We start from the raw sequence: 18778 nt of genomic DNA on the forward strand, positions 1-18778 counted from the left end.
GACCAGCCCGCGTCAACCAGTCAACTGATCATCAGTAGGTGTCCTGGGCAATTTCAAGGGCGCAGCCCCAAGACAAGGTCACCCCGGCCCCGCCGTGACCATAATTGTGAATCACCTGAGCCCCGTTGAACTGCTGCTTGTCGACCCGCAGATAGGGGCGAGTGGGGCGTAAACCGACTCGGTGCTCGATGACCTGGACATCGCGGAGGTTCGGCTCGATCTCGGCGCAACGAGCGATGATCGCGGCAGCGATGTCCGGATCTGGTTCTCGGCTCCACTGACAGGGTTGGGCGGTGCCGCCGAGGACCAGCGTCTCGCCCTGGGGGTAGAAGTGCAGCAGGTCCGGGGATAGCCCGGTGTCTTCGGAGAAGAATTCGGTGATGCCGGGGTTCTCGACCACGACGAGCTGTCCGCGGATCGAGGTCAGGTCGGCGTCGGGCACGAGGTCCCGGGCGCCCATCCCGGCGCAGTTGACGATGAGGGGCGCAACACCAATGGTCTCGTCGAATGAGTCGATCCGGCGGATCACGATCTCACCGCCGGCTGTCTCCAGCCGCCCGCGCAGGTATCCGAGGTAGATCAGCATGTCGACCAGCGGAGCGGTGTACCGCCACCCGGTGGCAAAGCCGTCCGGCAGTTCGCTCGGCTCGCACATCCGGAACCCGTCAAGCTGGTCGCCCCACTCCGGCGGCTCGACGGGCTTGCGGGACGCCTCGATTCCGGAGACGAGCCGGACCCCGGTCGCCGGGTCGATGGCGAGTTGCCACAGCACGTCGAGCGTCTGGGCGCTCCACACCCGAACCCTGTCAACGGGCTCGACGAGGTACGGGCCCCACATCGCGCCGGCGGCGTACGAGGTGGTCTTCTCGGGTGGCTCGGCTGCCCAGATCCTGACTCGCATCCCGGCTTCGGCGAGGCAGATGGCGGTGGTGAGGCCGGATACGCCGGCGCCGATGACCAGGGCGTCGAGATCGGTGCGGCTCATCGATTGACCGTAGTGTCAGGCCGGTTGGCGCGCGAGCGCGTTCTCAAGTTCGGGTAGCAGGTCAGAGACGCCCTGGTTCCGCTTCCGTCGGCGGAGTTCCTGCGCGAGCGTGCCGAGCAGGGCGGTGCTACGGGGTGAGCGGACCTGCTCGAGCCGGGGCAGGGCCATCCGGGTTACGGCACAGGCATCGTCGAGTTTGCCGTGGGCGGTGTAGCCGAGAGCGAGCCAGGCGCCTTCGTAGAGGGCTCGCCGCTGGTAGGGCACGTCCGATCGACGGGCGTACGCGCCGGTCCGCAGCAGTGCCTCGCCCTTGCGGAGCAGGGCTTTCCCGTCGCTTGCTCGCCCGTTCGCCACGACCTGCCGTCCGGCGAGGATCATCGCGTAGCCGGCCTGGCAGTCCAGGTGGTTGGGAGTCAGGTAGTACATCCACTCCGGGTCGCGGTCGGGATGCCGTTTCGCGAGCTGGTCACGGGCTTCCGTCCAGGCATACTCGCACTGGTCGACCTGGCCGGCGGCAGCGTGGGCGAACGCGAGGCGGGACAGCACGGAGGCTTGAACGCTCGCGGGCGACCGGTCGACGACCCGGCGGGCGGCGTCGCCGAGGCGTAGGCCGTCGTCGGCGTCGCCGACCGAAGCAGCCTGGAAGGACAGGTCGGCGAGGATGTGTGCCTCCATCGACCGGTAGGCAGCGTCATGCGCGGCCCGGAGGCCGGTGAAGAAGTACCGCTGGGCCAGTCCTTGTTGTCCGGCGTCGAATGCCTTCCAGCCGGCGAGTTGGGCGAGGTCGGCGAGGGCGACCAGGAGCCGGCGGGTCGTGGCGTCCGTGTGGCCGCCGTCGCGGAGTACGAGCAGGACCGCGCGGACCTGGGCTCCGACGTAGCCGAGGCCGGCCGCGCCGCCGCGCTCGTCGTCGAGCAGTTGCAGGCGCGGCACGCTAGCTTCGATCTGGTCGACAAGCGGGTCGTCCGGTGTCGCGGTCGGGAGGGCGGTCCCGTTCGCCGGAAGGTGCGAGCCGAGGTAGATGTTGACGGCCTGGGTGAGGGCTGCCCCGGAGACGGAGAGGAACATCCTCCTGTCCACCAGTCCTCCCAACAGCCAGTCCTCGGCGACCAGCATGGTGCTCGCGAGTGTCCACGGCCCGTCCATGCCGGCGCTGGCCGCCATTACCAGCGTGCCATCCGCGGTATCCGGTTGCCCGTGCCATAGGTCCCCTGCGGTCACGATGCGGCCGAGGCGGCGGGAGATGACGTACGCGGTGAGGGCTGGCAGTGGCGGGCGGGGGATGCCGCCGGCGTCGCGCCAGTGGTAGGGCGCGGTTTCGGCGAGTGTGCCGGGTCCGAAGAGTCGGTTGATTTCTCGCGCGAGGGTGCGTGGGGTGAGGCCAGCTTCGGCCATGTGCGCGGCGAGGGTCTGGTTGGTGCGGTCGGGTGGTGATCCCATCGACTCCTCCGCAGGGTCAACCGACAGTACCGCGAAGGTACCGGATCGTGTTGGCCGCTGCGGCCCATGGAATTGACGCTCTTGACGGTTCTATCCCCTGCCCGAGCGGTGCCGGTTCGGGGTCTGCTGAATGCGTCCCCGCCGGCGCACCGCCATCAGGGCTGCGCCGGCGGGTGAATCCTCGACGGGCGAGCGGAGGACCTGATGCGTACTTCGGCGATGACCCAGACCAAGCCGCCATGGGACTGGGAGTTCGACTGGCACCTCACGAACCGCTGCAACTTCTTCTGCGAGTACTGCCACCCACAGATCCGCTACGTGCTCAACCGTAAGCACCTCGACGAGCCGGCCCCGGAGCTGGTGGTCCGGCGCTTCGACGAGCTGGGCAAGGTCTGCCTGGTGCACATGTCCGGTGGCGAGCCGTTCATGTTCCCCGGCTTCGTCGAGCTGTGCCGGGGTCTGGCCGGTAACCACTTCATCAGCATCAACACCAACCTCGCCTGCGACGAGGTGGCGGAGTTCGCCGAGCGTGTCCCGGCCGGCCGGGTGGCGAAGATCGTCGCCGCGATCCACCAGCCCGAGCGCGAGCTGCGCGGGCTGGAACTCGACGCCTACGCCAGCAACTACCTGATTCTGCGGCGTCGCGGGTTCGACGTGACCGCCCTGTACGTGCTGTACCCGCCGCTGCTCGGCCGGTTCGCCGCCGACCTGGACCGGCTGCGCGAGCTGGGTGTGGACCATGTACGGGCCAAGGTGTTCAAGGGCGTGTACGAGGGTGTCCGCTACCCGGAGGGCTACACCGACGAGCAGAAGGCACTCGTGTTGGCCAACTCCGGCGAGTACGTCTTCAACCGGCCCTACCTCGACGGGATGCTCTCCTTCCGGGGCCAGGCGTGCACCGCCGGTGTCACCTCGTTCAAGGTCACCGTCACCGGTGACGTACGCCGATGCGCTTCCGTGCCCGCCGGCTACGGAAACCTCTACGACGGCACCTTCCGGCCCGCCGACGTCAACGAGCCGTGCCCCGCCAAGCGGGTGCTGGTCCTGTCACAGTGCCTGTCCTACCTCGTCGACCCTCCAGTCCGCCCTGAACCGGGCGTCGACCCGGAAGACCTCTGACTTTCGAAGGGCATTCCCCCATGCAGATCTCGATCCGTCATGCCTGCGTCGACCCGGACGACCAGCCGTTCGATGTCGCCGAACGCAAGGGCATCGGCCATCCGGACAGCCTCGCCGACCTGGTCGCCGACGCCTTCTCCCAGCGCTACTCGTCCTGGTGCCTGAGCGAGTTCGGTGCCATCCCCAACCACTGGGTCGACAAGGTGAACCTCGTCGGCGCCGCCGCCGACGTCCGCTTCGGTGGCTTCGACATCCTCAAGCCGGCCGACTGCTACCTCTTCGGGAAGATCACCGACCAGGTCGGTGACACGCAGGTGCCGATCGAGGAGATCTTCCGGGCCGTCGTCCTCGACGTCCTGCCGGCCGCGCTCGGTGACCGCCGCATCCTCGAACACCTGCGCCTGCACATCAACAACACTCGCGGCACCGCCGTCGACCACGACCCGAGGTTCTACCGCCCCGAAGCGGCGCTGGACATCAACGCCGTGCTCGCAACGGAGTCCGTCGCCAACGACACCGTCGTCTGCGTCGGCACCAGCCGGCGCGGCCTCGCCGCCGATCTCGCGATACGGCTCGAACGGCGCCTCACCAGCAAAGGGTTCCGGCAGGTCATGGCTACTGCCGGGACCGACGTGAAGGTCATGGTGGTTCGAATCGGCTCCGCGCTGGAGGTTACGGCCGCCGTGCCGTTCCATCCCGAACTGGTCGCCTCGTGGCAGGCGTACCGAGAAGCACTCGGCGAGGTGCAGAGCATCGTCTCCGCCGAGCTGAAGTCACTGCTCGACCAGGATCCCCGATCCCGGGACGTGACCGGCCTGTCGCTGCACCTCAACACGAAAGATGTGCCGGGTCGCGGCTACCTGGCACCGTTCGGCACCTCGCTCGGCAAGGGCGACTGCGGCGCGGTCGGGCGCGGCAACCGGTACAGCGGCGTCATCGAGCCGCTGCGCCCAGCGAGCGGCGAGGCGCCCGCCGGCAAGAACCCGGTCCACCACGCCGGCAAGATCTACACCGCCATCGCCGCCGAAGCGGCCGAGCGGGTGCTGGCCGAAACCTCGGTGTACGCCGAGGTCACGATCGCCGCCCGCAACGGTGGCCAGCTCGACGCTCCGGCACACGTCCTGGTCTCGGTGGACCGTGAGGTCGACGCCATCGCCCTGGCCGAGATCGAAGAGGTGGTGCGGCGCGTCGTCGCCGGGGCCTCGACCTTCGCCGCACGCTTCCTCGCAGCCGAACCGCTGGCACGATTCCGGGACGGAGTCCCGCTATGACAACGAAGACCCTGTCCGAGGTGCACCAACGACACATCGCCGCCCTCCGCGACCAACCCGCGGTCATCGACGCGGAAGGTCTACGCATCGGCTCGCAGTACGTGATGTTCTTCGCCGAGGCCGACCTGATGCGCGAGCACGCCAGCCGCCTCACCGAGGGTTTCACCCGCCCCAATGTGTTGGAGGTCGGGCTGGGTCTCGGTGTGTTCGCCGCCCAGCTATCGAAGCGTGTAATCGGCTCGTACACGGCGATCGAACCGCACCCCGGCGTGGCGCTGATGGCTCGCACGCGGGTGCTCGAAACCCTCGACGCACCGGCACGGGTCTACGCCGACCCGTGGCAGCTCGTGACGCTGCCGACCGGCGTCTTCGACGCGATCATGTACGACACCTGGCCGCCGGACGGACACGCTGACTCCGACTTCGCCGAGTTCGTCGCCGACGTCGCGTTGCGCTGCCTCCGTCCGGGTGGCCGGTTCAGCTTCTTCCACAGCGGCACCTCGATCGGCCCGGCCCGCCGCGCGGTCCTCGACCGGCACTTCGCGGCATGGACCGCCAGCCCGCACACCATGCCGGCCGAGCAGACCCCACCGCACTGGACCAAACCCAGCCGCGACTTCCTGATCCCGATCGCCACGAAAGGCGGCGCCTGATGACCTCACCGATCGCGCCGGCGGTCTCCGCGCAGCAGATCGACCGGTTCGCCGCACACGGGTACCTCGTCCTGCCGGATCTGATTCCACCCGCCACCATCCAGGACCTCCGGGTCGAGGCCGACACACTCCTCGGCCACCGGCTCGCCCGGATGGTCGCCACCAGAACGCTCGACCCACGCGTCACCTGGTGGCGCCTCGCCAGCGGCGACCCGTACGTTCTCAAGGTCAAACCTGTGGTCGACCTGTCCCCGGCCGCCACGGCGGTTGCCGACAGCCCCGAACTGCGCGCCGTCGTCGCCGACCTGCTCGGCGCCCCCCCGACACTGATGGACAACAAGCTCATGTACAAGCAGAGCGTCGACATCACCGCCGGATGGGCGGCGCTACCGGTGCTCGGCGAAGAGGTCCGCAAACACACCGACGCCGCCTACTACGCGACACGCGGCTACCCCCGGGTGCTCACCGTCGCCGTCTGCCTCGACCCCTGCACCGAAACGGCCGGCGCGCTGCGAGTCTGGCCCGGCAGCCACCGCCACACCATCGAGATGATCCCGACCGACAACCAGGGACCCGTCGTACCCGACACCGCCGCGCCCGACACCGCGGCCGTGACCCTGATAGCCGAGCCCGGTGCGGTCCTGGTCTGGGACGCCGCCCTGGTCCACGCCAGCGGACCGAACACCTCGGGCCACCCGCGTCGGCTGCTCGTGCTCGGCTACAGCCCCGCCCGCCCGGACGACGGGAAACCGCGATGAAGATCCTCATGCTCGGCGGCACCCGATTCGTAGGCCGGCACATCGTGGAGGAATGCCTCCGACGCGGAGACGACGTCACCGTGCTCTACCGGGGCCGCTCACCATCGCCCTTCGCCGGAATCGCCCACCACGTCCTGACCGACCGACGCGCACCAACCCTCGAGGCCGCCGCCGTCCTCGCCGAACCGTGGGACGCGGTCATCGACACCAGCGCCCGCGACGTCGATGACCTGCGCCAAGTCCTGCCCCTGATCGGCGACGTCGGACAATACATTCTGGTCTCCACCTGCGGGGTGTACCGCAGAACGCTCAGCCGACACGGCCTGACCGAACGGGCTCCCACGATCGAGGCTGACGTCTCCCATCCGGTACGCGCCTCCGCGACCCGCAAGCTTCGCTGTGAGCGATACCTCCGACGTCGCCTCGACCGAATCAACGTACCTCTACTCATTGCCCGCCTCGGCCTGGTCATCGGCCGATACGACGACAGCGAACGCCTCGCCTACTGGCTGGAACGCGCGCTGCGCGGCGGTGACGTGCTGGTCCCGATGGACGACCGCCAGGCCATCCAACTCATCGACGCCGCCGACGTCGCCCACTTCCTGCGCAACGCCGCGACCCAGCAACTCACCGGCGTCGTCAACGTCGCCGGTGTCCGAACCAATGCCCGAACCCTGGTGGACACGGTCCTGACCCGTGCTGGCCGAGCTGTCACGGCTTGCCGGGTGGGCGAAGCCTTCGCCCTCACCCACCGCGTACGCCCATGGACCGAGATCCCGCTGTGGTTGCCCGCCAGCAGCCCCGAACTGGCGCTCATGTCGGTCGACAGCAGCCGCGCCACCAGCGCCGGCCTCACCCTCCGACCCCTGCCCGACAGCATCATCGATGCGCTCGGCTGGCAGGCGCTACGACGCGGCTGGTCACAGCGCTGGCTCGATCACGCCCGTGAGCGGAACCTGATCCAGCGGTGGAGGGGGTGACGGCGTGCTGCCCTACACCCAACCCGCGCCGTACCACTCACAATGGGGCGAGGACCGCTGGCTCGCCGAGCACTACCACCTCCCGGCGCACGGAGTCTTCGTCGACATCGGCGCGGGCGACGGCGTACGTGGCAGCAACAGCCTGTACTTCGAAAACCGCAGCTGGCGGGGACTCTGCGTGGACGCCGACCCCCGCAACCACCAACGACTCCGGGACCGCTGCTGCGCCGTTGACACCTGCGCCGTATCCGCCACCCCCGGGCTCTGGCCATTCGGCATGTATGCCCACAAGCCCTCCTGGTCCGGCCTACAGCGTCGCGGTACGGACTACCAAGAGATCCTCGTGGCCTGCCGCCCCCTGGAAGACCTCCTCGGCCAGTGGTGCATCGACCAGATCGACCTGCTCAGCATCGACGTCGAAGGCACCGAACTCGACGTCTGGGACTCCTTCGACCACACCCAGCACCGACCCGCCGTCGTCATCGTCGAATTCGACGACGACCACCCCGACCGGCAGCGCCGCACCATCCAGCGCCACCTCGGCCCGGACACCTACGAGCTGGTTCACGAGACACCAGCGAACCTCATCCTGCTCCGAACAGACCGGCCATGGCGGCGACACCGATGAACAGGCCCGGTCTGCCGATCGAGCAGCTACTACCCGACGGCAAGGTGATCGTTGTCTGTGGTCGCGCCGCCGACGCGGCAGCCTGGCAAGACCTGCTCGGCCCGGCCCGTTGCCTTGCCCTCGCCTTGGACGACGCACCGCCCGAGACCCGGCGCCGGACGCTGCACGGCGCGTCCGACCACCTCGCGTGGCAACACCACGCCATCGCCGGGCTCGACGGCTCCGGCTGGCTCGCCGGGCAGGCGGACGCCTTCGACCCCGACAACACCGCGACGCTCGTTCTGCCCGACCCGCTCGATCCGCCGCATGCCGGCGTCCGGAGACGGATCGGTGTCAGAAAGCCCGCGTGGCGGCTCTTCGAGGACAAGACCGTGGTCGACACGCTCTGGGACGCCGCTGGTGTGCCCCGAGCACGGTCCATCGTCAGCGACGGCACCGCCGACCTCGCCATGCTGGGAGCGACCGTCGACCAGGGCACCGGCGTCGTCTGCTCCTGCCAGCTTGTCGGTGCCGGACCGTCTGCTGGTGGCGATGGCATCTGGTGGTGGCACAACGGTCCACCACCGACAACCATTCCCACCGCCGAGCCCGGAACCTGGCGAGTTCGGCTGATGCCGCTCCTCGAAGGAGTCCCGGTACGCCTGCACGGGCTGGCCCTCGCCACCAGGATCATTTCGTTTCCGCCCATGGAACTCGTGACGCTTTCCCGGCCCGAACAAGGTACTTTCCTCTGCGCTGGGGCTGTTCCCATCCGCGACGACGCCACCAACCTCATTACCCAGACCGAGCGCGTCGGCGCTCGACTGCGAGATCGCCTCGGCTACCGCGGCGGCTTCTCCGTTGACGGCATCCTCACCGCCACCGGGTTCCTGCCCACCGATCTCAACGCCCGGCTCACCTCCGCCATGGAGGCGTCGCCCCCTGAACATCGAGTCCTACTGCACGCGGTCAACCTGCTCGCGCGGGACGGAATCGAGCCCGAGACCAGCACTGTCGACCCCCTGGTGGAGGCAACCTTTGCCATCGGCGCCACCTGCACGATCTTCGGCGCCGCCACGCACGCCGACGAGACGAGTCCCCGACAGGCAGCAGTGCGCTGGAGCGGCGACACACTGACCCTTGCCCCGAGTAGCGCCGCGGACGGAAGCCTCACCATCACCCCGTCGCCACGGGGTTGGCTGCTGACCGCGACCCTCATCACCGACCGCCTACCTGGTGGTGGTGGACTCGGACCCTGGGCGCCCGAGGTCTTCCGGCTCAGCGACGAGGTACTCGGCACCAACTTCGGCAACCTCGCCCCACCATTCGAAACGAAGCCCCTGTCTGACCCCGGTTCAGCTCCGTGACCACTCCACTGTCCGCCTCGTGAGGAAGGCGTGGTTCTAGCGGCTTTCTCTGGCCCCACCCTGACGGCTTAGTTCTAACGGTCGTCGCAACACCTGACCTGTTCAGGAGTTGCCGTGCCCAAACCACGTCGTCCGGGTAAGCCAGCAGGTCTACCGGCCGCTCGCTGCGCCGTAGCAGGCCGTCTCGGCCCGCTACCTGTCCGAGAAGGAGCGCATCACCATCGCCGATACGCACCGGGCCGGCAGATCGATCCGGGCAATCGCCGCACTGCTGGAGCGGGCACTCGCCACCGGCTTCCTGTTTGCCGTGGCGATCGGCTCGATGATCGGTGCCAGGGCGGAGTGCATCGCGCTCAACTGCCGGCGAGCGCGGGCAAGATCGGCTTGTTGGTATCAATCACGGCTCGTGTGTGAGGTGGGCGGCCTGGGCGTATCCCAGATCCGTTCAAACTCGTCGGCCACGCCGGGACGGCTCCAGAGGACTCGGAGGCCGTCCTCGACCGATTGGATCTCCGCAGCCAAAGGGCCAGAGACGACGAATTCGTGAGGGATCACGCGGCCAGCCCCGTCTTTGCGCTCCAGTGGGTCTGGGAAACGCAGCGCGACCTTCTCACCAGTCCGGTGGCAGACCTCTGCATCATCTCCCGCAGCCGAGAAGGCCTCCTCGTACGCCAGAAGCGGATCCTTCAACCCGCCCTTCAGGATGAACCGGAAGCCCCAATTCCGGCCGCGAGTAGCCCAGATGATGCTCATCGACGGCTCCGTAGGAGAATCTGCTCCCGTTCACCTCGGTCGAGGTCCATCCGGAAGCCGGACAACGTGGCGGCGAGATGATCATGTCGGGCCAGCGCCTCTGAGTTGATCTTCCGTAGTTTATCTCCAGCCAATTTGGCCGCCTCGTGAACGAGGCCCGGACTGACGAATTTCAACACCTTGCCGACCGGGGACGGCAACCAGCTCTTGCGGGCTAGCAAAACGGAGGCAAAGACTCCCGCACTGGCTAGAAGATTCTCGGCCACCTTTCCGGGGAGCTGCAGGGTCTGAGACCACCGTACGTGTCGTACGAACGGGAGGATAGCAGCCATCGGCAGGATCAGGTCGAGACCGACGCGCTCGGCCACCTTGATCCTGCCGGGTTCGAACTTCGCCGAGGAAAGCAGTACGTAGTCCTCGCCCACGGACAGCGCGTCACTCCCCTCTACCAAACCTGCGATCACCTTGCGCAGTTGGTCGACGTCGTCACCGACCTTTTCGGTGAGCAGATCCCGGAACTTGTACACATCCATGTTCGGCATGAGATCGGCCTTGGACAGCGCCATCATCCATATCCGCGGGAACTCGACGAGCGGCTTGCCGTCTTTGAGTAGCTCTTCTTTGACCGACAAGAGCCCGGTGCGGAAGTTGGTCAGCAGCGATTTGAGGTACCGCTCCTCCTCGCCGGCGTTGTCCAGCAACCGCTGAGCGTCGATCAGGAGAAGGGCGACATCTGAGGTCAGCAGGGACCGAAACGTGTCAATTCGGCGCTGAGCTTCTTCGGGCCCGTCTACGTCCTGCTCGAACCATTCGCCCGGATAGTCATGCCAGACCAGCCGTAGCGCGTCGAATGGCCCAGCTTTGACTGCGGCGTCGGAGGAATCTCGCAGCTTGACGGAAAAAGCATAGGACGTGGCGGAGAATCGGTTTTGTCCGGGCAGCCGGGCCGAGTCCCTCATGCCGAGGTAGTTCTTGTGCAACCGGGTGTGCTGGCTGCGGTCGTCCGCCATGACGTCGAACAGGCTCTTGTTCAGGAATTGAGGCTCATGCGTGGCACCATAGAACGAGGAGAGAAGAACAGTCTTGCCGCTGCCGCTCTCGCCGAACACCGCAATGTGCTGCTCTAGCACTCTGCTCAGTTGCATGTACGGATCTTACGGAAGGAGGTTCCTCCGTAGTGTGCCGCCACCACCCCCGCTTGGTTCCTCTTCTGGCCGCAATCCGTGCGTCGGGCGAGCCGGCGGGTGGTCCGTCGCTGAAGGCGCTGTGGCGGCCTCGCTAAGCTCAGCCCCGTAGTTGCTCACCTGGAGTGTTGCGACGACCGCCAGAATCCGCCCCGTCAGTGTGGGGCCGACTGACGCCGTCACAGCCAAGGGTGGATTTCCGGAGAAATCCGGGGATCGGATCGATCGACGACCGGGACTGACCGGCAGCTCGATCCGCCAGACGCAGTCAGGTCAGCCGGTCGAGTGCTGCTCGCAGGCGAACCAGGGTCCGGTCACGTCCGAGGATCTCGATCGACTCGAACAGTGGGAGTCCGACGGTGCGGCCGGTCACCGCGACCCGTACCGGCGCCTGGGCCTTGCCGAGCTTGAGGCCTCGCTCGGCACCGATCGCCTCCAGCGTCGACTTGAGCACCTCGGCCCGCCACTCGCACGTCTCATACGCCTCGACCACCGCAGCCAGCAACAACGGTGCGTCGGCCTTCATGGCCTTCGCCCACGCCGCCTCATCGGCGATCGGCTCATCGAGGAACAGAAAATCGACCATTGGCACGATCTCGGAGAGCAGCGCGATCCGGGTCTGCGCCAGCTCGGCGACCGCGGCGAACGCCTCGGCGTCGTATGCCTCCGGCCGCCACGGCACGGTCTCACCGCGCAGCCACGGCTGACACGCCTCGACGAACGCCTCTACCGACAACGCCCGGATGTAGTCCCCGTTGAAGGCGCGGAGCTTCTTCACGTCGAAGAACGCCGGCGAGGGGTTGACGTCCTCCAGCCGGAACTCTGCCACGATGTCATCCCAGGGCAGAATCTCCCGATCACCGGATGGCGCCCAGCCGAGCAGCATCAGGTAGTTGCGCATCGCCTCCGCGAGGTAGCCCTCGGCGCGGAAGTCCTCCAGGGCCACCCGGTCCCGGCGCTTGGACAACTTCTGCCGCTTCTCGTTGACCAGGATCGGCGCGTGCACCCACACCGGCGGCTCCGCACCCAGCGCCTCCCACAGCAACTGCTGCTTCGGCGCGTTCGGGAGGTGCTCCTCAGCCCGGATTACGTGGGTGATGCCCATAGCCATGTCGTCGACCACGTTCGCCAGGAGGAACACCGGCGACCCGTCGCCGCGGGCGATGACGAAGTCCTCGATCAGCGCGTTGTCGAAGGTCGGCTTGCCGCGCACCAGGTCAACTATCACGGTCGAGCCGCTGTCCGGCGTACGGAACCGCAACGCGCGGCCTTCCCCAGCGGTCAGGCCACGGTCCCGGCAGAAGCCGTCGTAGCCCTTGTGCTCGCTGCCCGTACGCGCGATGACCTGATCCCGGGCGCAGTCGCAGTAGTAGGCCAGTCCGGCGGCGAGGAGCCGATCGATGGCCTCGCGGTGGTGCTGGGCGTAGTCGGACTGGAACAGCGGACCCTCGTACTCACTCGGGCCGATGCCGAGCCACTCCATCGCGTCGAGAATGCCCTGGACCCACTCCGGGCGGTTACGCGCCGCGTCCGTGTCCTCGATCCGCAGCACCATCGTTCCGCCCGACTGTCGGGCCAGCACCCAGTTGAACAGGACGGACCGGGCATTGCCGACGTGGAACATGCCTGTCGGGGAGGGCGCGAAGCGCACGCGGAGATCGGAACTGGTCACGGATAGCAGGTTACCGAACCGTCGGCGTACAGCCTGCCTGATATGCCGCTCGTCGCTTCCAGGATGCGACGGGCGCCCTCGTCGCGGTGAAAAGTCCGGCGCTGAACTGATCGACCTGCCGCTCCCGGTTGCGGCTACTTGCGCCACCAGGTAGCCCGCCCGCGCATGCCGTGGTGCCAGGCATCGGCCTGGAGTCGGGTGTTGTCGATGGCCTGTTGGTCGCGTTCGGAACGGTACTCGCGGCGTGGCTGGCGCGGGTTCCAGTCGCCGATGAAGGGCCGTAGGTCGTCGGGCTTGGGCTCGATGTCGAAGCCGATGTCGGCGAGTGCCCGGTCTCCTCGGGTGGGATCGAGGCGGTCGGCGGTAGCTCGCGCCCACTCGATCCATCGGGTGCGATTCTCCGCGTCGACTGGTTCATCGGGCGCAGCTTGTTCGAGGGCGTCGCAGAAGGCGCGGATCTCGTTGGCGGAGACCCATGAGTCGTAGGCCCGCCGGAATGCTTTTTTGCGCAGGAGTTCAGCGGCCTGGGGGCGGGCCTCGTCGAGGGCCTCCTGCCAGCGGCGACGCTCTTCGGCCTCCTGCCGCTTCATCTCAGCGACGTATTCGTCGTGGGCTCGCTGGGCAGCCAGCTTGGCTTCCTCGTCGGCGGCGATGCCGGACTCGACGTCCCGGATGATGCGGGGAAGGCGTTTCTCCAGGGTTGTGCGCTTGTCGTCGGTCCAGGTGTCCTTCTTGTCCCAGCCGGCGCGGGCGATCTCCATCCGCAGGCGACCGGAGGCGACCCTGTCGGTCTTCGGAAGCACCAGCCATCGGTTGCGCCGCAGTTTCCGGGCCTCCTCGTCGGTAGGGACGTGGGGGACTTCGTCGTACTCCTCAATCAGCCTGACCCTTCGACGGGTCTTGTCGACTTGGAGGTAGACGGAAGGGTTCTTGGTCTTGGTGTTTATTCCGAGCCAATGCCCTCGTCGTCGGGCCTCGGCGGCGAGGCCACGGATCAGGTCCAGCGCCCTCGGAACGGATGCCGTCGTGACTTCCAGCCCAGCCGGGTTCTTCTCCAAGGCGGCGAACACGAGGTTGGGGTCGGTGGTGACGCGGCGGGTGTCGAGTCGGATCCGGTTCCAGTCCGTCTCGTCCGGGGCTTCGTCGTTGGACAGGCGGATGATCATATCCCCGGCGGCGCGGCCGGTGTGCTTGAGATGGAACCCGGCGGGTACGAGGCCATGCTGCTTGGCCGCGTGGATGACCCGCCGATAGAGAGCGCGCTCCTCGGAGTCGGGGCTCTCGACTCGCACGGTTCCTTCGGCTTGCAGGCGTTCGACAAGTTGTCGGGCCCGCTCAACCGTCGCGGTGGTTGGGGACCGCGTCGAGTCGGCCGCCGTGGTGTCTTCGCCTGCTCGCGACCGGGCCGGGGCCGACTTGCCTTGCTTAGCGGTGACGGTGGTCCGGACGCGCTGTCGGGGCGCCGTCGTGCCGCCCACGAGGCGGTCGGGGTGGTCGGGGTGGATGCCGTTGTCGAGGTAGAAACGGCCGACGTCGGTGATTTGAGCCCGCCACACGCCACCTCGGCGTGTGATGTCGACGAGTCGACGAGTCTGCAAGGCCCGAGCCGAGTGACGCTGATCGACCCCGTCGGGGCTGCTGAGGTCGTCCCCGTCGCCGATGCGCCGCAGCAACAGCAGTTGATGTTCCTTCAGCGGATCCCATCTCTGCACGCTATCGACCATCGACGGCTCCGACCCGATCCGCAAGGAACGACACCCGCCTTCATATGGACGGAGGCGGACTCAGGCACACCGGGGAGGATGCATTGGCACATGAAAGGATTCCAGTCAAGAGCCGTTACCGTATTGTTATTATCAAGGGATTGACCTGGAGTGGGTTGCCGGGGCGTACTGATTAGGCGTTCCCTGCGCGGCCGGTTGTCTCGGTCGCGTCACGTCGCGGGCGACACCCCATGTGGTGGCGCCTGTCGTCGTTCGCGGCACAGACAATGCTGCTGCCGCCGGCTCAGGGGCGCGGAGCGATGGGAGGACCGCTGATGAAGGACTTTACGCCGGCGAGTTAGCCGCCCGCCCGCGGCAGGAGCTGTTCGCGACTGTCGTGGCGAGTTCCGCCGACGCGCACCGCGGCGCTGACACTGCCGTGAGGACCGTCGGCACCGCTCAGGTCGTGCCCGACTCCGCCGCCGCCCCTGTTCGCATCGACGACGACCTGCCTGTCAGGTCGGCGCGACTTCTGCTGCCCGAATTCCGGTCGGCCCCGTGCGGGGCGGGCTTGTTCGTTGACACCTCCACAGTGACACCTGACCTCCGCATCTCGAGATCCGCCCGGCCGGGCGTCACTCGGCGCGGATACGCCTGCCCACCGTCACGACGCCTACCACGCTGTCCCGTCCACTCCGTAGACGAAGCCATCCTCACCTTGGAGTACACCCTGTCCACGCATCCACTCTCGTCGCCGCTCGCGGCTACCGCATCCTCGACATCCCAGGCTGACAGACCCAGCCTTGACCTCCTGTTGCCGGTCCCGCCGGGTCTCCCGCTTGACGTCCCGCTTCACCTGGACCCCCCAACGGACCCCGATCGTCATCTCACACCGCAGGTCAGCGCCTCGGTCCAGACTCGCTGGCCTGCTGCGACTGACCCTCTCCACGGGTCTCTCCCCCAGGGGAAGGCGGTGACGGATGGCTGATCCGGTGCTGCGGGTTCAGTCCCAACTCACCACCCGTGACCTCGTCCTGCTCGGCTGGCTCGCCGACCACGGGGTCCTCACCTCCTTCCAGATCGCCCACGCCCTGTTCCCGTCGGTCGACTACGCCCAGGAACGCCTCCGCGCCCTCACCCAACAGTTGGAGGTGGTGGACCGGTTCCGGCCGCAGAGACCCGACGGCGGTTCCTACCCCTACCACTACGTCCTGGCCCAGCTCGGCGTGGAAGTCGTCGCTGCGCAACGCGGCGAGGAACTGCCCCGCAAGGACCGGGCCCGTAAACGCCGCTGGCATCTCACCCAGCGGGCGAACCTGCCCCATCTGCTCGGCGTGAACGGCTTCTTCACCGATCTCGCCGGACACGCCCGCACCCACCCCGGTAACGCACTGGTTCGGTGGTGGCCGGCCGCCCGCTGCCAGCAGACCGGCGCCTTCGCCGAACCTGGCGATGACGTCACCGCCTTCGCCTACACCCCTAGGTCGCGGCCCGACGGGCACGGCGTATGGGCCGAAGACGGCCAGCGAGTTCCGTTCTTCCTCGAGTTCGATCTCGGCACCGAACGGCCCCTGTCCCGCCTCGTCGACAAAATTCACGGCTACCACGACCTCGCCCACATCACCGGACGGTTCTGGCCGGTGCTGTTCTGGCTACCGTCGCCGCTGCGCGAGCGGCACCTGCATCAGGAACTCGCCGCCGCCGGGGTCCGCTACCCGGTAGCCACAGCAGTGCACCGCGAAGCCACCGGCAAAAACCCAGCGGAGGCGGTGTGGTGGCTGCACCGCGCCGCTGTGCCCCCGCTGCGCCTGGCCGACCTCGCACCGCTCGACAGCGGCTCGGGAGAGGCGAACTGAACCGGCAAAGCCCCGCCCAACCGCAGACCGGGCACGCCCCCTGTACGCAGTGCACGGACGCGTACCCAGGCTGCGTCCCCACATCCCCGCCGGAGCCCCAACAGCGGCAGCACCAGCCCTTGACGGCTGGAAATCGCGGACCGTACCTCCGCTATCACGGTGACAGCAAGCCCCCCGGATCTGTCAGCCTCTCGGCATCCCACCGTGAGTTTCCCAGAACCGCTGACAGATCCAAACCCTCCGTTGACAGATCACGGAGGTATCGTCCGCGACCCAGCAATCAGAAACCAGCCAGCCGCCATCAACCGGCTCTACCGCATCAATCGAATCGATCGCACAAATCCGCGCAAGAAAGGAAAACCCATGAACGAAGGACTCCGACCCCAGCAGCGTCACACGCTTTTCGGAGGACCGTGGCCCACGCGCCCCACCACGAAAACGACGTCCGGAGCTATCCTGACGAACCGCATCCCGGTACCGCCGTCAACAATGGCGGTGCGAAAACATCCCGCACTCGCAGAAAGGAACCCAACATTCCCCTGCGGATCGCGCGGATCGACACCGTATCGATGACCGCCGCCGACCTCGACAACGCCGCCGAAGCACTCGCCGTCCTACTCAACCACTTCATCGACGACCACCCCGATCTCTTCCAGTAGCCAACTTGACCGGTGGCGGACACCTCGGCCGCCACCGGTACCACCCCGCGACCTCGAAGGACACCACCGGATGACAGCCCCACCCCTCGCCCCGCCCAAGCGGCGCGGCCGACGCGCCCACCACGCCGACTCAACCGAGCGGCCCGCCGGCCCGAGCCGGGTCAGCATCTACATCCGCCGCTCCACCGACGACGAACACCAACCCTTCTCCCTCGACGCCCAACGCGCCGCCCTCGAAAAATACGTCGCCTCCCAGCCCGGCTGGACCATCGTCGCCGAATACGAAGACGACGCCTCCGGCGCCACCACCGAACGCCCCGGACTCAAAAAAGCACTCCACGCCGCCAAAGCCGGCCTCTACGACGTCCTACTCGTCTACCGACTCGACCGATTCAGCCGCAGCGTCACCGACCTCCTCGACCTTGTCACCATCCTCGGAGCATCAAACGTCCGCTTCTCCTCCGCCACCGAACCCATCGACACCGGCGGCCCATTCGGCCGCATGATGCTCCAACTCCTCGCCGTATTCGCCGAATTCGAACGCAACATCATCATCGACCGAGTGAAAAGTGGCATGACCGCGAAAGCCAGCAAAGGAAAATGGGCCGGCGGCACCCGCCCCTACGGCTACCTCGTCAACCCCGACCACCGCCTCGTCCCGCACCCCGACGAGGCACCCGTCCTCCGCGACATCTTCCGCCTCTACACCCGCGACCGCGTCGGTACCCGCGCCATCGCCACCGAACTCAACGAACGCGGAGTCCCCAACCGGACTGGCAAGAAGTGGTCCGGACACACCGTCAACCGGATTCTGGACAACCCCGCCTACGTCGGGGACATCGCCTACCGCGACGTCTACGTCCCCGACGCCCACGACCCACTCATCGACCGGGACACCTTCCAACGCGCCCAGGACATCGCCGCAGCACGCGGTGACGTCCAGACCCAGCGGGCGATGTCCGACTCGGACTACTACCTCACCGGCCTGCTGACATGTCCCCGCTGCGGACAGCGGTACATCGGCACGTCCGCCAAGGGACGGACCCGCCGCTACCGCTACTACACCTGCTTCACCCGCACCCGCTACGGCAAACACGCCACCTGCACCGCACCCCGGCTACCCGCCGACGAACTCGACAACGCCGTCCTACAAGCGCTATACGACTTCTACACCACCGCCGAACCCCTCCTGGTCGCCATGATCGAACGCGCCCACGCCCAGCGCCACAGCACCGCCGACGACCGCGGCGCCGAACTCACCGCCCTCGCCAACCAGATTGCTACCGCTGAAGCCAGCATCTCCAGGTACCACACCGCCTTCGAGAACGGCACCATGGACGACGCCGCCGCCGGACCGCGCATCCGCGAACTCCGCCAACGACTGGCCCAACTGCACACCCGGCACGCCGACCTCGAAGCCGGCCTCGCCGCCCAACCCGCGCCACCGGCACCCGGCACCATCACCATGATCCGCGACTATCTCAGCACGATCATGGCCAGCGGCAGCGACACCGAGCGCAAAGCCGCCATAGAGACCCTCATCGCCGAAGTCCAACTCACCGACCAGGGAGTCGTACCCGTGTTCAAGATCCCCACCGACACGACGATGCCCCCGCCCGACCCGGACGGGGGCACACACGAGGAACAACCACCGGTTCGCACAATGGTGCGGTCGGTGGGCCGCCGGGGACTCGAACCCCGAACCTAAGGATTAAAAGTCCTCAGCTCTGCCAATTGAGCTAGCGACCCGATGGGTGACCAGCGTACCGGA

Annotated in this window: 15 protein-coding genes, 1 tRNA gene and 1 pseudogene; 10 read left to right on the forward strand and 7 right to left on the reverse strand. The window is 67.4% G+C overall.

Going from position 1 to position 18778, the window contains the following annotated elements:
- Positions 1-31: 31 nt before the first annotated feature.
- A complete protein-coding gene (locus EV371_RS08200) occupies positions 32-985 on the reverse strand; it encodes an FAD-dependent oxidoreductase (protein WP_130461514.1) in 954 nt (317 codons plus the stop codon).
- 15 nt (positions 986-1000) lie between these two features.
- Complete coding sequence (locus EV371_RS08205; RefSeq protein ID WP_130461515.1) at positions 1001-2425, reverse strand: NsdA family TPR-like regulatory protein; 1425 nt, start codon at positions 2423-2425, stop codon at positions 1001-1003.
- A gap of 219 nt (positions 2426-2644) precedes the next feature.
- On the opposite strand from EV371_RS08205, the gene EV371_RS08210 reads away from it, so the two are divergent.
- The 8 genes and pseudogenes from EV371_RS08210 to EV371_RS34190 all read left to right on the forward strand — a co-directional run.
- Positions 2645-3544: a radical SAM protein gene (locus tag EV371_RS08210; RefSeq protein WP_130465747.1), complete on the forward strand. Its 900-nt coding sequence runs from the start codon at positions 2645-2647 to the stop codon at positions 3542-3544.
- Positions 3545-3564: 20 nt separating this feature from the next.
- Complete coding sequence (locus EV371_RS08215) at positions 3565-4815, forward strand: methionine adenosyltransferase (protein ID WP_130461516.1); 1251 nt, start codon at positions 3565-3567, stop codon at positions 4813-4815.
- Positions 4812-5468, forward strand: a complete 657-nt coding sequence (locus tag EV371_RS08220) for a class I SAM-dependent methyltransferase (RefSeq protein ID WP_130461517.1) — start codon at positions 4812-4814, stop codon at positions 5466-5468. The genes EV371_RS08215 and EV371_RS08220 overlap by 4 nt, the downstream gene beginning before the upstream one ends.
- On the forward strand, positions 5468-6226 hold the full coding sequence (locus EV371_RS08225) for a phytanoyl-CoA dioxygenase family protein (RefSeq protein WP_130461518.1): 759 nt from the start codon (positions 5468-5470) through the stop codon (positions 6224-6226). Before EV371_RS08220 ends, EV371_RS08225 begins: the two co-directional genes overlap by 1 nt.
- Before the next feature lie 8 nt (positions 6227-6234).
- Positions 6235-7206, forward strand: coding sequence for an NAD-dependent epimerase/dehydratase family protein (locus EV371_RS08230; protein ID WP_130465748.1), 972 nt, complete (start codon positions 6235-6237; stop codon positions 7204-7206).
- 4 nt (positions 7207-7210) lie between these two features.
- Positions 7211-7834: an FkbM family methyltransferase gene (locus EV371_RS08235; RefSeq protein WP_130461519.1), complete on the forward strand. Its 624-nt coding sequence runs from the start codon at positions 7211-7213 to the stop codon at positions 7832-7834.
- Positions 7831-9180, forward strand: a complete 1350-nt coding sequence (locus tag EV371_RS08240; protein ID WP_486484538.1) for a hypothetical protein — start codon at positions 7831-7833, stop codon at positions 9178-9180. Before EV371_RS08235 ends, EV371_RS08240 begins: the two co-directional genes overlap by 4 nt.
- A gap of 196 nt (positions 9181-9376) precedes the next feature.
- A pseudogene (locus EV371_RS34190) lies at positions 9377-9460 on the forward strand (helix-turn-helix domain-containing protein); the annotation flags it as partial.
- A gap of 113 nt (positions 9461-9573) precedes the next feature.
- Here EV371_RS34190 and EV371_RS08250 read toward each other — a convergent pair.
- The 4 genes from EV371_RS08250 to EV371_RS08265 form a co-directional block, all read right to left on the reverse strand.
- Positions 9574-9933: a hypothetical protein gene (locus EV371_RS08250; RefSeq protein ID WP_130461520.1), complete on the reverse strand. Its 360-nt coding sequence runs from the start codon at positions 9931-9933 to the stop codon at positions 9574-9576.
- Positions 9930-11078 carry a TRAFAC clade GTPase domain-containing protein gene (locus EV371_RS08255; RefSeq protein ID WP_130461521.1) on the reverse strand — a complete coding sequence of 383 codons (1149 nt, stop codon included), beginning with the start codon at positions 11076-11078 and terminating at the stop codon, positions 9930-9932. The genes EV371_RS08250 and EV371_RS08255 overlap by 4 nt, the downstream gene beginning before the upstream one ends.
- Before the next feature lie 307 nt (positions 11079-11385).
- Complete coding sequence (gene gltX, locus EV371_RS08260; protein WP_130461522.1) at positions 11386-12789, reverse strand: glutamate--tRNA ligase; 1404 nt, start codon at positions 12787-12789, stop codon at positions 11386-11388.
- Between the two features lie 134 nt (positions 12790-12923).
- Positions 12924-14513: a hypothetical protein gene (locus EV371_RS08265; RefSeq protein ID WP_130461523.1), complete on the reverse strand. Its 1590-nt coding sequence runs from the start codon at positions 14511-14513 to the stop codon at positions 12924-12926.
- A gap of 959 nt (positions 14514-15472) precedes the next feature.
- Here EV371_RS08265 and EV371_RS08270 point away from each other — a divergent pair.
- Both EV371_RS08270 and EV371_RS08280 read left to right on the forward strand, forming a co-directional pair.
- Positions 15473-16348 carry a replication-relaxation family protein gene (locus EV371_RS08270; protein WP_130461524.1) on the forward strand — a complete coding sequence of 292 codons (876 nt, stop codon included), beginning with the start codon at positions 15473-15475 and terminating at the stop codon, positions 16346-16348.
- A 729-nt stretch (positions 16349-17077) separates the two neighbouring features.
- The gene (locus tag EV371_RS08280; protein ID WP_130461526.1) at positions 17078-18715 is read left to right on the forward strand and encodes a recombinase family protein; all 1638 of its coding nucleotides are present in this window, start codon (positions 17078-17080) and stop codon (positions 18713-18715) included.
- On the opposite strand, the gene EV371_RS08285 is transcribed toward EV371_RS08280, so the two are convergent.
- Positions 18684-18756, reverse strand: a tRNA-Lys gene (locus EV371_RS08285). The genes EV371_RS08280 and EV371_RS08285 overlap by 32 nt on opposite strands.
- Positions 18757-18778: the final 22 nt, after the last annotated feature.

It is taken from the genome of Plantactinospora sp. CNZ321, from assembly GCF_004217235.1.

Coding starts and splice junctions, on each gene's coding strand:
- EV371_RS08200 (WP_130461514.1), bottom strand. CDS start 985: ATGAGCCGCACCGATCTCGACGCCCTGGTCATCGGCGCCGGCGTATCC.
- EV371_RS08205 (WP_130461515.1), bottom strand. CDS start 2,425: ATGGGATCACCACCCGACCGCACCAACCAGACCCTCGCCGCGCACATG.
- EV371_RS08210 (WP_130465747.1), top strand. CDS start 2,645: ATGACCCAGACCAAGCCGCCATGGGACTGGGAGTTCGACTGGCACCTC.
- EV371_RS08215 (WP_130461516.1), top strand. CDS start 3,565: ATGCAGATCTCGATCCGTCATGCCTGCGTCGACCCGGACGACCAGCCG.
- EV371_RS08220 (WP_130461517.1), top strand. CDS start 4,812: ATGACAACGAAGACCCTGTCCGAGGTGCACCAACGACACATCGCCGCC.
- EV371_RS08225 (WP_130461518.1), top strand. CDS start 5,468: ATGACCTCACCGATCGCGCCGGCGGTCTCCGCGCAGCAGATCGACCGG.
- EV371_RS08230 (WP_130465748.1), top strand. CDS start 6,235: ATGCTCGGCGGCACCCGATTCGTAGGCCGGCACATCGTGGAGGAATGC.
- EV371_RS08240 (WP_486484538.1), top strand. CDS start 7,831: ATGAACAGGCCCGGTCTGCCGATCGAGCAGCTACTACCCGACGGCAAG.
- EV371_RS08250 (WP_130461520.1), bottom strand. CDS start 9,933: ATGAGCATCATCTGGGCTACTCGCGGCCGGAATTGGGGCTTCCGGTTC.
- EV371_RS08255 (WP_130461521.1), bottom strand. CDS start 11,078: ATGCAACTGAGCAGAGTGCTAGAGCAGCACATTGCGGTGTTCGGCGAG.
- EV371_RS08265 (WP_130461523.1), bottom strand. CDS start 14,513: ATGGTCGATAGCGTGCAGAGATGGGATCCGCTGAAGGAACATCAACTG.
- EV371_RS08270 (WP_130461524.1), top strand. CDS start 15,473: ATGGCTGATCCGGTGCTGCGGGTTCAGTCCCAACTCACCACCCGTGAC.
- EV371_RS08280 (WP_130461526.1), top strand. CDS start 17,078: ATGACAGCCCCACCCCTCGCCCCGCCCAAGCGGCGCGGCCGACGCGCC.